The organism is Membranihabitans maritimus (assembly GCF_021729145.1).
In the GTDB taxonomy this organism is placed as follows: domain Bacteria; phylum Bacteroidota; class Bacteroidia; order Chitinophagales; family Saprospiraceae; genus Membranihabitans; species Membranihabitans maritimus.
Genome location: NZ_JAJSLW010000005.1, coordinates 30185 through 42084, shown reverse-complemented (window position 1 = coordinate 42084; position 11900 = coordinate 30185). Strand labels below are relative to the sequence as shown.

At 44.8% G+C, this 11900-nt stretch carries 10 protein-coding genes; 3 read left to right on the top strand and 7 right to left on the bottom strand.

Annotated elements, in window-relative coordinates; all coding sequences use genetic code 11:
• Window positions 1–53 precede the first annotated feature (53 nt).
• The 4 genes from crcB to LVD47_RS07015 all read right to left on the bottom strand — a co-directional run bounded on the left by crcB (window position 54) and on the right by LVD47_RS07015 (window position 6139).
• A complete protein-coding gene (gene crcB, locus LVD47_RS07030; RefSeq protein WP_236974857.1) occupies window positions 54–422 on the bottom strand; it encodes a fluoride efflux transporter CrcB in 369 nt (122 codons plus the stop codon).
• A 74-nt stretch (window positions 423–496) separates the two neighbouring features.
• Window positions 497–1822, bottom strand: coding sequence for an L-fucose:H+ symporter permease (gene fucP, locus LVD47_RS07025; RefSeq protein ID WP_236974856.1), 1326 nt, complete (start codon window positions 1820–1822; stop codon window positions 497–499).
• Window positions 1823–2632: 810 nt separating this feature from the next.
• Window positions 2633–3811, bottom strand: a complete 1179-nt coding sequence (locus LVD47_RS07020; RefSeq protein ID WP_236974855.1) for a molybdopterin molybdotransferase MoeA — start codon at window positions 3809–3811, stop codon at window positions 2633–2635.
• Between the two features lie 27 nt (window positions 3812–3838).
• Window positions 3839–6139: an FdhF/YdeP family oxidoreductase gene (locus LVD47_RS07015; RefSeq protein WP_369427755.1), complete on the bottom strand. Its 2301-nt coding sequence runs from the start codon at window positions 6137–6139 to the stop codon at window positions 3839–3841.
• Between the two features lie 354 nt (window positions 6140–6493).
• Here LVD47_RS07015 and tnpA point away from each other — a divergent pair, with 354 nt between their 5' ends.
• Window positions 6494–6955, top strand: coding sequence for an IS200/IS605 family transposase (gene tnpA, locus LVD47_RS07010; protein ID WP_236974853.1), 462 nt, complete (start codon window positions 6494–6496; stop codon window positions 6953–6955).
• 955 nt (window positions 6956–7910) lie between these two features.
• Here tnpA and LVD47_RS07005 read toward each other — a convergent pair.
• On the bottom strand, window positions 7911–8417 hold the full coding sequence (locus tag LVD47_RS07005) for a hypothetical protein (protein ID WP_236974852.1): 507 nt from the start codon (window positions 8415–8417) through the stop codon (window positions 7911–7913).
• Window positions 8418–9170: 753 nt separating this feature from the next.
• Between LVD47_RS07005 and LVD47_RS07000 the strand changes: the two genes are divergently transcribed.
• Both LVD47_RS07000 and LVD47_RS06995 read left to right on the top strand, forming a co-directional pair.
• Window positions 9171–9629, top strand: coding sequence for a MauE/DoxX family redox-associated membrane protein (locus LVD47_RS07000; protein WP_236974851.1), 459 nt, complete (start codon window positions 9171–9173; stop codon window positions 9627–9629).
• Between the two features lie 244 nt (window positions 9630–9873).
• Complete coding sequence (locus tag LVD47_RS06995) at window positions 9874–10143, top strand: hypothetical protein (protein WP_236974850.1); 270 nt, start codon at window positions 9874–9876, stop codon at window positions 10141–10143.
• Window positions 10144–10213: 70 nt separating this feature from the next.
• Here LVD47_RS06995 and LVD47_RS06990 read toward each other — a convergent pair whose 3' ends face one another.
• Together LVD47_RS06990 and LVD47_RS06985 are read right to left on the bottom strand one after the other, a co-directional pair.
• The gene (locus LVD47_RS06990) at window positions 10214–11557 is read right to left on the bottom strand and encodes a RagB/SusD family nutrient uptake outer membrane protein (protein WP_236974849.1); all 1344 of its coding nucleotides are present in this window, start codon (window positions 11555–11557) and stop codon (window positions 10214–10216) included.
• 145 nt (window positions 11558–11702) lie between these two features.
• Complete coding sequence (locus tag LVD47_RS06985) at window positions 11703–11888, bottom strand: hypothetical protein (RefSeq protein ID WP_236974848.1); 186 nt, start codon at window positions 11886–11888, stop codon at window positions 11703–11705.
• Between the last annotated feature and the right edge of the window lie 12 nt (window positions 11889–11900).

The following is an 11900-nucleotide window of genomic DNA, read 5'->3' as shown; positions in this document are numbered from 1 at the left end:
CCACCGGTATCATTTCGGAAGGAAGCAGGAAAATCAGGGTTTCTATTATGGTATTATTGGGAAATTTTCAATCCCAAAAAAACAAAAAGCAGTCCCAGGGAAACACTTGACACAGCATATAGAAAAAACTTCAGAAACATTCCTTCCTGTACCAACTGTATATTTTCAAAAGAAAAGGCAGAAAACGTAGTAAATCCACCACAAAACCCGGTAATAAGCAATAGCCGGTACCAATAATTCCCCGAATCACCACTCATCAAATAACCGGCAAACAATCCAATAAGGAAGGAACCTACCAGGTTTACAAACCAGGTTCCAAGCGGCCAGCCCCCTGCCCATCGATACAAAACACTCGAACAGGCGAAGCGCAAAACCGAGCCCAGTCCCCCGCCGATAAATACCATAGCAATTTTCAACAGCATAGTGCTTATTTCCTTTATAAACAGTGGCAACCCCGAGCCTGAAGAAGACCATTCAATGATACGTACCGAAAATACTAATCTTCGCTACGTATGGAACGAAAGCTATAGGCTCCTACCACTACAAAACAAATTAACGGTAAGATAAAAGAAAATTTAACTTCAGGGATAAAACCCAATACGGAAACATCAGAAAATCCGGGTCCCCCCCAATCCAATATACTGGCCTGGATGGGAGGCATGAGCGCGCCGCCTACAATAGCCATGACCAATCCCGCCGAGCCCAACTTTGCTTCGTCGCCCATGTCCTTGAGTGCAATACCGTAAATCGTAGGGAACATCAGGGACATGGTGATCGAGATACACACCAGGGAATACAAACCCAAAACACCGGGTAACAGGATGGCCCCGGCGCTAAACAGGATGGCAAATAAGGCAAAAATCAGCATCAACCTGGCTGCATTTATAAACTTCATCAGGAAGGTACATATCCAGCGTCCGGTCAGGAAGGATACCATCGCAGCCATATTATACCAGGTCGCCGTTAATTGTTGTGATTCCGGGAGGCTTTCATTGATATGATCTACATACTGATATATAAAAGTCCAACACATTATTTGGGCCCCGACATAAAATGCCTGCGCAATAACCCCTTCATAATACCTTTTATTTTGCATTAGCTTTTGGAAAGAACTTTTGACGGACATGGGTTCATCACTTCCACTGGAAGGCATTTTGGTAAATGAAATAATAAGGAGTATGACCAGGACCAGGATCCCCAGCCCGATATAGGGGCCACTGATCACCTCCAGGTCATTCAAGCGGATCTGGGCCGCTTCCGCAGCGGGTAAAGCATTGTACGCCTCAAGCGAATAATCGTCGGAACGCAATGCTTCAATAACAAAAACCTGCGCTACCAACATGCCCAGCAGGGACCCCATTGGATTGAATGCCTGGGATAAATTCAATCTTTGTGTGGCCGTTTTCTTATGTCCCATGGACAAAATATACGGGTTGGAGGTCGTCTCCAGAAAAGCCAGTCCAAAGGTTAAAATATAAAGCGACAAAAGAAAAAAAGTGTATTCCTGATACGAGGCAGCCGGATAAAATAGCAATGCACCTATCGCATACAATACGAGACCGAGCATAATTCCGGACTTGTAACTGTACTTCCTGATAAACAATGCGGCCGGAATAGCCATAGTCCCGTAGCCCCCGTAAAAAGCCAACTGGACCAGGGCCGCCTCGAAATTAGACAATTCAGGCATGACCTTTTTGAAGGCCGATACCATAGGATTCGTCAAATCATTGGCGATGCCCCACAAAAAAAATAAGGAGGTAATCATGATAAAAGGGAATAGTATCTTCCTCGATACCACAGGGATCTTTGCGCTTGTTTCCATTTAATGTATTTAAAAAAAGAATTCCAAATTTCCAATCGGGAAAATCCCCATATCAAACCGGTTCCATTCTTTCCTAATTCAGAATAAAAAGGCAAGATATAAATTGAAGACAAAATGAAAAAATTATTTGTGGAAATTGAAAAATAAAAGGAAGGACTGAAAATAAAAAAGCCCGGGGCTTGGAACCCCGGGCCATCCAATTCTTATTTGTAACCCTAAATAAATAAAGAATGGAATTAGCTCTTAATACATCGATATTTAGTTTTACCTCATACTTAAACTCTATGCATTTTTAAAAGAGCAGTGCAATTATAATTTTTTATATTGAAAAAACAAAATATTACTATCTTATTATAGAAATAATGTATTTTATTTTACTTAAACAGTTTAATTACCATCACTTCTTTAACAATTTTAACATTTCAAAATTTTAATACCCTAACACTTGCTTTCAAGTTGTTTTTTTGGAAACTGATTCTATTTTCATACTAAATGTGCGAACACACACCTATTCGTTGTTTATTTTAATAAAGGCAATCCATTATTTATATAATAACAAAAACTTTACCCGCCGACTTTTTGCAAGTAACATAATTAAAACGATAGTAAAAATGGCAATAGTATATACATTATAAAAATAAATGCCCCCGGGAATGTTAAAATAATCAGCGCCCGGCAAATAGGTTTAGATTCTGCAGGAGCCGGAAGGGAATATACAGGGATTTGAAGCTCCGGCCACATTCATGGGGCGCCCACCATATCCCTGACACCATCCGTTAATTGCTGAATTAAATAAGAAAGGGGAATTGGTTATAAGACAGGCAATACAATAATCTTTAATCGATCTCCTGCAGCTACCCATTCTATATCCTCCGGAAGATAAACGAACGAATTGGAACGCGCAAAAGACTGCAACCCGGAGGAACCCTGACCTTCCAATATTTCCACCGTATCGCCGGAATAATAAGCCCGGCAAAACTGGACTTTCCCTTTTCTTTTTGAAAATTCACGTATCGATCTCGCTTCTGAAGTATGCAACTGGTAATCACTATTCCCTATCATTCGCTCCAGATAGGTTCTGATGTAAATATAAAAACAGGTTAACGCCGCTCCGGGGTTGCCGGGCAATCCAAATACGGGGGTCTCCCCTTTAATACCAAAATAAAAAGGTTTTCCGGGCTTTTGACGGACGCGGTCCACTATATTATCAACTCCGACTGCTTCCAGGGCCCTGGCTACATAGTCATAATCCCCCACTGATATTCCCCCGCTGATCAATACCATGTCAAACCCCGAAAGTAATTCCTCCAGGTTCGCAACCGTCTCCTCATAATGATCCTTCCAGTGGAAGACCTCCACCTGATGGAAGTGCAAACTGTCCAGTGCGGACCTCAACATGACGCTATTACTTTCATAACATTTCCCGGGGGACAACGCCTGTCCCCCTTTGATCAATTCATTTCCAGTGCTTACGATGGCAATCGAAGGTTTTTGATATACCTCTACCCTGTCTATCCCCAGGGAGGCAAGAAACCCTATAGCCGCCGGATTCAGATAACTTCCCTGCTCCAGTGCTACCTCACCGGCCTTGACCTGTTCCCCTTGCCTGCGGATGTTGGTCCCTCTTTCCGGGTTCTTTTCCAACACCATTCGCGCACGGTCAACAGCTACATCTTCCTGCCTTACGACGGTATCAGCCGAAGGCGGAAGGGCGGCACCGGTAAATATCCTTGCCGCTTCACCGGGATGCAGGTGCACTTCCGGTCGGTCACCGGCCTTGACCTCTCCTACGATATCGTACGACTTACCTGCATACCTGTTCAATGCATAGCCATCCATTGCCGACTGATGAAAAGGCGGCAAATCAACTGGCGCTACCAGGTCTGTTGCCACATAATAGAAAGCCGCCTCCTGCAGAGCCCTGTTTTCTATGGACAAGGGCCGGGAAAATTCTTCTACCAGGCTAAGTGCTTCAGTTACCGATTTCATATCGGTGGCCAAGTTATAAAAATTCTCCTATTCTACCTTTTCCAGCCGCACCCGGATCGACTTACTAATCGGCGTACGGCTCCCATCGGCGAACTGATCAATAGGAATCAATACATTGGTCTCGGGAAAATATGCCGCCGCATTCCCCGATGGAATGGCATACTCTACGACTATAAACCGCTCTGCCGTCCGTTTCACGCCCCCGTACTGGCTGTACAGGTTGACCACATCTCTGTTCCGAAGCCCCCGTTCGGCCATATCGGCCCGATTCATAAACAATACCCTTCGCTCATTGTAGATGCCGCGATACCGGTCATCTAATCCATAAATGGTCGTATTAAACTGGTCATGGGACCGGATTGTCATCAGAAGAAGCTCCCCTTTTTCCAGGGATATGGTTTCTACGGGGTTCACTGTCAATGACGCCTTCCCCCCCGGAAGCATACTGAAATCCCCTGCCCGGGCATTATTCGGCAGGTAGTACCCAAAACCTTTGGAACGCACCCCTGTATTTTCGAATCCTTTGACGGTTTTATCTATACACGCACGGATCCGGTCATAGTCCTGTCCCAGCGCTTTCCAATTCACCGGGTGGTCACCGGAAAAATAAGCGTCTGCCATAGAAGCGATGATCTCGGGCTCACTCATGATAGCCCCGGAAGCCGGTTTCAATAATCCGCGGCTTTGCCGGACCTTACCCGTACTGCTTTCCATGGTAAGAAATCGGTTCTTACCGTTTTTCTCATCTTTTTCAGACCGGCCGTAGGTGGGTAATAGCAGGGCCGTTTGTCCTGTGACCAGATGGCTCCGGTTCAATTTCGTGCTTATTTGGACCGAAAGGGAACAACGGCTAATCGCCCGGGCGGTATATTCCGTATCCGAAGCTGCCATCAAAAAATTACCCCCCAAGCAGATAAAAGCTTTGGCATCGCCCCGGTGCATCGCCTGAATCGCACCTACTACATCGAATCCCGGCCTGGACGGTGGCCTAAACCCCATATGTTCTTCAATCCGTCGGTTGAATCCTTCATTGACAAAATGCATTATCCCTACGCTCCGGTCTCCCTGCACGTTGCTATGCCCCCGTACCGGGAACGTACCGGCATGGGGCCTGCCCACGGCTCCCTTTACCAATAAAATATTGACGTATTCCTGGATAGTAGCTACGGCATTGCGGTGCTGGGTCAGGCCCATCGCCCAACAAATAACGATCTTATCCTTCCCGGCCAGTAATGCTACGGTTTCATCAATGAGCGCTTCCCGGACCCCACAGGCTTCCAACAATGATGATTCATCGTACCGATCCAGATCTTCCATCAAGGCGGCAAAGCCCTGCACTTTCTGACGAATAAATTCATGATCAAACACCGGGGTATCTCCTGTATCCAATGCAGCCATCTTTTTCAGGATCAGTTTGGCCAGGGCTATATCCCCGTTAATCCGTACCGGCAAATGGATATCCGCGATGGCATGTCCCTTTCCGATCATATCCCCCACTTTCTGGGGATTTTTAAAGCGCACCAGGCCTGTTTCCGCCAGTGGGTTGATACTGATTACCTTCCCTCCATTGCGTTTGCATTTTTCCAGGGCCGAAAGCATCCTGGGATGGTTGGTACCCGGATTCTGGCCGGCAATAATGACCACTTCCGCACCGTGAAGATCTTCCAGGGTCGTTGATCCTTTCCCGATACCCAGGGTATGCTGCAGGGCCACCCCGGAAGACTCGTGACACATATTCGAGCAGTCGGGCATATTATTGGTCCCCAGGGCCCGGGCAAACATACCGTATAAAAATGCCGCTTCATTACTGGAACGTCCCGACGTATAGAAAACGGCTTCATCGGGATTATCGAGTTGATGCAATTCACGGGCCATGGTATCAAAGGCATCCGACCAGGATATGGGTTCGTAGTGGACTTTCCCGGGTCGTAAGATCATAGGTTCGGTGATCCTTCCGAAGGCATTTAATTCGTAATCGGTATACTGGGAGAGTTCTTCCACGGAGTATTGTTGAAAAAAATCGGCGTCGATCCGTTTCCGGGTGGCTTCGTCCGCCAATGCTTTGGCGCCGTTTTCACAATATTCCCCGATCTTCGAGGGGTTTTCGGGTACCGGCCAGGCGCAGCTCGGACAACGGAATCCATCCTCCTGGTTGATCCTGAACAAGGCCCGTGAGGACCTTACCACCCCCATCTCCCTGAAGGTGTGTTTCAATGCTTCCTTTACCCCCCATACCCCGGCGGCCGTTTCCATGGGGTTCCCCAGCCGAAGTCCGGTAAACTTGAGCCGCCCGGTGAGCGATACATTCCGCTTAAATGATTTTTCCATCATGTTCTATTCCTGTATTGTATTCCATTAACCACCATGGTGAATGGGATCAAAAGATAAAATAAATTCTTTAGGTAAAAAAACGTCCCCAATCCTGAAGGGATTGAATCTGCATCACCCCGTATGAAATGCGGGGCTATCGCATAAAGGTCTACAAAAACAATCCGCGTGCCGTAGGTACGCCCTGTGGGTAGAAGAATGTCAAACGAGAATAATCCGCGTGCCGTAGGTACGCCTTGTGGGTAGAAAAGGGGTCAACGAGAATGATCGTGTGCCGTAGGTACACCGCGTGGGAGCTGGTTTGGCTATCCAATATAAAATTTGTATTTTATTTTTTTACCAATGCACAATTTCATGGCAAACACATATACCCAAATACATATTCAAGCAGTTTTTGCAGTGCAAAATCGACAAAGTTTAATTAAAGACAAGTGGGAAGAGAATTTATATAAAGTTATAACTACCATTCTACAAAAACATGGGCACAAAATGCTTCAAATCAATGGCATGCCAGACCACGTTCATATATTATTCGGAATGCGCCCCAATCAATCGATTTCCGATTTGATAAAGTACGTAAAACAACGTTCTTCCGCATGGATAAATAATGATGGTTTGACAAGAGGAAAATTCTCATGGCAAGAAGGATACGGTGCCTTTTCATATTCCAAAATTCAATTACCTCAGGTTATTCGTTACATTAAATTGCAAAAAGAACATCATAGGAAGAAATCATTTCAAGAAGAATATCTCGAATTGCTTGATGAATGGGAAATAGAATATGATGACCGGTATGTTTTCAAAACCCTTTCGTAGAAATTACAATTGTTTTTTTCACGATGCGTACCTACGGCACGCCACCCAATTGTTACCTTTGTTTTACCCACGCCTTGTCCCTCACGGGACAGATTTCATATGGTCCAATTTCTCTCAGGTGCGCACTCCCTATCCTGTGCACATAAAAAACCATATATGTGAAATCCAGCCAGGCAGAAAAGGTGGCCAAGGATAAATAAGCGTGCCGCAGGTACGCCCTGTGGGTAGAAGAATGTAAAACGAGAATAATCCGTATGACGTAGGTACGCCCTGTGGGTAGAAGAATGTAAAACGAGAATAATCCGCGTGCCGTAGGTACGCCCTATGGGTAGAAGAATGTCAAACGAGAATAATCCGCGTGCCGTAGGTACGCCCTATGGGTAGATGAATGTCAAACGAGAATAATCCGCGTGCCGTAGGTACGCCCTATGGGTAGAAGAATGTCAAACGAGAATAATCCGCGTGCCGTAGGTACGCCCTATGGGTAGATGAATGTCAAACGAGAATGATCGTGTGCCGTAGGTACACCGCGTGGGTAAAAAAACGTCCCCAATCCTGAAGGGATTGAATCTGCATAGCCCCGTATGAAATGCGGGGCTATCGCATAAAGTTGTAAACAACCCTGAAGGGGTTGAATATCTTTCCGGAATAAAAAAGAGGTCAACGAAACAATCTATATGCCAGAGGAAACATATAAAGGTAGATCTTTTCAATACCCTATCGCAGCATTAGATATGTTGTATTCAAGAATGAAAATCAAAGGATGATTTCCCGCAGATGATTCCGATTTACGCATATATAATTTGTATTGAGCAGGCAACGTAAAAAGAGGTTGTAATCTTCAGAGGAAGAACCATGCCCCGGAGCCGAGAGGCGGGGAAGGGCCTTAGACCTTTCGATCATACTGTGACCCCTCCAGGGTCAGGGATAGAGCTGATCTACGATTCTAATATATTCAGACCCCACCGGGGTCTTTGGAAATGCGTAAGGAGAAAAGGGATAGCCATTTTACCCACGCATTGTCCCTCACGGGACAGATTTCATATCGTCTAATTTCTCTCAGGTGCGCCCTCCCTATCCTGTGCACATAAAAAACCATATATGGGAAATCCAGCCAGGCAGAAAAGGTGGCCATGGATAGATATGCGTGCCGTAGGTACGCCCCATAGGTAGAAGAATGTTCCACAAAAACAATCCGCGTGCCGTAGGTACGCCCTGTGGGTAGAAGAATGTAAAACGAGAATAATCCGCGTGCCGTAGGTACGCCCTGTGGGTAGAAGAATGTCAAACGAGAATAATCCGCGTGCCAGAGGTACGCCCTATGGGTAAAAAAGGGGTCAACGAGAATAATCCGCGTGCCGTAGGTACGCCCTATGGGTAAAAAAACGTCCCCAATCCTGAAGGGATTGAATCTGCATAGCCCCGTATGAAATGCGGGGCTATCGCATAAAGTTGTAAACAACCCTGAAGGGGTTGAATATCTTTCCGGAATAAGCGATTATTCAATTCCATAATCGTTTGCTACAAATGCTCCCGGCAGGAGGAGAATGTGTGAGCCTACATTTGGATTTCATCCCCCTGTAAGGGTATCGAATGTTAGCTGAAAAATATCTTCTATGTTTTTCGTTCCAGAATACTATACAATGTCTGTATTTATTGCCTGGTGGGCAAAACACTAAGATGTTATGGTAGAGGTCGCAGATATTTTTATATAAATCAATGCGGTGTCCCGGGAAGATAACTGGTCCCGGTTTTTATCGGGATTACTGAACCCCAATCCCGTATGCACATATCCGCGGGACGGGAAAATGAACATACAGATCATGACCTGGTCCTGCATACTTGCAGGATGAATTTAGTAGATAAGGCACGAATACTCACCAAAAATCAAAATAGGTTAATTCCTACCGTTTAATTTGGTAATTTCCATGAAAATACAGAAAAGTAAGTATTCAAATAAAAAAATATTTGTTAAAATAATAATTATTACGTACATTAGACGTATCAGATAATTACTACCTGATTTTTTCTATTCAGATGCTACTAAAATTAGATTAAATTACAAACCCGGATACCTTCGATGGGTGGGCTGCGTGTTTTAATCAATTCAATTAGTAAAAAGAATTAAATTTTTTTTTACAAGTAATTTATTGGTCTTTGCTTTTCAACTTTTGTACGAAAGCAGGTTTGAGACCAGGGTAAAACCAGAGTAGATATGAACTGGAAAAAAGGAATAGACGTAGGTACAGTATGTATCCTGATTGCCGTATTCGGGTATACCGGGGTGGCCAAGACCTGGGGATACGAATCCTCTCTGGATGCTTTTCTCAATCAACCATTTCCCAATGAATGGGGGAAATACCTTTCGATAGCGGTACCGGCTACCGAGCTTATAACAGTGTTTTTCCTTCTTTTCCGGATTACCCGGATGGCGGGCCTGGTACTGGGACTGGTACTGATGACTGCATTTACCACATATACGGGGCTGGTATGGATAGGCGCTTTTGATCGCATACCCTGCTCATGCGGAGGCATTTTTTCCCGCATGGGATGGGAAGCTCATACAGCCGTCAATGCCGCCATCACAATACTGATCGGCCTTACCTTGTGGGTACGGTCCGAAGATATACATCAGCCATATAGTAGTATCTGGGTCGAAAGACCCGGTAAGTAGGGGCGGCACCCCATAACATAAAAGGCTGATGTAGCACTGGGGTGCCGCCCATTTTTTTAGAGAAAAAACCGATTTCGCTGACGTCCCAAAACCCGAAAAGAGCACGTGATTCCCGAAAACCGGCCATCCGTCGACGGATGATTTTTGTACGTAATTATTTTTTATAACCTGTGGTCGCATCCACAGCGGTTACCGGTATGGGCCCATATACCGTACCGGGTGCGACTACGTAAATTTAAATGTCATGAAACATTTGAAAATTAGTAATTCGAAATGGACAGTCAAACACCTGCCCGCATTGGCCGCCGCTGTGGCCGTTACACTCGCACTGGCGTTTACGCCGAGGACGGTGGATGATGGATTTGCACAAGATCCGGATACTGGAGATTGGATTCCTCTAGCTCCTTACACCATTGGGGAGGATTATGAGTGCGTAGATGAAGGTAATTGTAAATATGAATTACCTGATACGACATCCGAAGTTCTTGATGAAGGAACCTTCCGCTGGAAATAATAATTCCATATTTTATATGAATTATTTAATTAGCAACAGGCCGGTGCTGTAGAAATAGCACCGGTTTTTTTTATCGCTCGTTCTGTATCAATTCATTATTATGTATTTCATTATTCGGTATGGGAAAGACATACCTTGGGTCATTGGGTAATAGTTCATAAGTTTGGTCATTGACGGTTCTGAAAAGTGTACGGGCAAAGCGCGGATCGGTGTTCAGCCGCCGCAGGTCCATCCAGTTGATCCCACGATATACTAAGCTTTTACGTCGTTCCTCCAATACGATACGTAGGGCTACATCTTCTTTATCTACTTCATAAGGTATAAATGCTCCTTCTACCCAGCGGCTAACCAATAGTTCATTTAATACTCGCAGTCCTTTATCAATGTTACCGGTTCGGATCTCGCATTCAGCCACGTTCAGCATTACTTCATCCAGGGCCAACCCTGTAAACTTCTGGGCTTTACCCGTGTATTGCCCTCTGAATATCGGTCCGTACCCAGCATCCCGAAAATATAACGAATATCGCAAATCTCCATCACCATACAATGCAAGTAAATTCGTATCGATCAATGTCCGATCACTGTTGACAAAAGTGTAGCTATTAAATTCCGTATGAAGCAATACTTCTGTATTATACCTGGGGAATGGGTATTTACTTGCAGAGTCCAATTCATGATAATCCAGTAACTCAAAAGGACCTTCCAACGCTTTTTGCCCCCACTCCAGTGCAGAGGAATATTCTTCCATATACAAATACACTCTCGACAGTAACGCATGAGCCGAATATTTCGACGGCCGGCTTTTGTACTTGGAAGTTTCCGGCAACTTTTCAATGGATCTTTTCAAATCTTCAATAATGAATTCATAACATTCTTCCAGGGGTGCCCGGGAAGGACGCTCATCGACCCGTACTGTACGCTTAAGAGGTATCCCTAGTTTCCCTTCATTCTGTCCTTGTTCATACGGTGGAGCAAACAATTGCAATAATTGAAAATTGGCATGGGCACGATAAAAATAAGCGCTTCCGCGTAGACTTTCTACTTCCCCGGTATCTTCCTTTCCCGATAATTCATCCAAAACTATTCCGCTGTAGAAAATCTGCTCATAGGTATTGTTCCAATCTAAAAATGATTCCCCTTCATAAATCTCCTTCGCCCAAATATAAGCATTCCGTAATTTTGCATTGTAATACCGGGCGTATTCATCATCAGTTACAAAAATATCATCTGAGGAAAATAATCCATAGGCCGGAGTCCTATTCATTGTTGATGAATTCTCAAATAATGCTTGTAAATCCTCGATCGATTCCGGCACGACGATGGATTTATCCGGCCGTTCGTCCAGGAAATCGATGTCTCCGTTACAGGCGGAGAGAAGAATGAGGGTGAGTGTGTGTAGTATGTATTTTTTCATGGTTATGGTTTTGACCCCCTCTAGCTCCCCCTTAAAATGGGGAGGACGGAGTGATTTTAGAATTCAATTATGTGATGATATTCCGTTACGTTTTGTATATACTATTGTCCTTTTTTGAGGAATCGGCCCCAACGGGAATCCATCCTCAGTTGGTAAAACTATGGCAGAAGCCCGTCGGCGCAGGTACTCTTGCGAAGATCAGGGATTGGTAAGCCCGATATTTATTATTTCTTTCGGGAATCAACGCTGTCAGGTCTACCGACGCCGACAGGTTATTCCCTTCTTCTTTCTTTACATTTCTTCCGGTAAGTCGGTATTTCATGTTTTTCATGGTCATGATTTC

Coding starts and splice junctions, on each gene's coding strand:
- LVD47_RS07000 (WP_236974851.1), top strand. CDS start 9,171: ATGAACTGGAAAAAAGGAATAGACGTAGGTACAGTATGTATCCTGATT.
- tnpA (WP_236974853.1), top strand. CDS start 6,494: ATGGCAAACACATATACCCAAATACATATTCAAGCAGTTTTTGCAGTG.
- LVD47_RS06995 (WP_236974850.1), top strand. CDS start 9,874: ATGAAACATTTGAAAATTAGTAATTCGAAATGGACAGTCAAACACCTG.
- LVD47_RS06985 (WP_236974848.1), bottom strand. CDS start 11,888: ATGAAAAACATGAAATACCGACTTACCGGAAGAAATGTAAAGAAAGAA.
- LVD47_RS06990 (WP_236974849.1), bottom strand. CDS start 11,557: ATGAAAAAATACATACTACACACACTCACCCTCATTCTTCTCTCCGCC.
- crcB (WP_236974857.1), bottom strand. CDS start 422: ATGCTGTTGAAAATTGCTATGGTATTTATCGGCGGGGGACTGGGCTCG.
- LVD47_RS07015 (WP_369427755.1), bottom strand. CDS start 6,139: ATGGAAAAATCATTTAAGCGGAATGTATCGCTCACCGGGCGGCTCAAG.
- LVD47_RS07020 (WP_236974855.1), bottom strand. CDS start 3,811: ATGAAATCGGTAACTGAAGCACTTAGCCTGGTAGAAGAATTTTCCCGG.
- fucP (WP_236974856.1), bottom strand. CDS start 1,822: ATGGAAACAAGCGCAAAGATCCCTGTGGTATCGAGGAAGATACTATTC.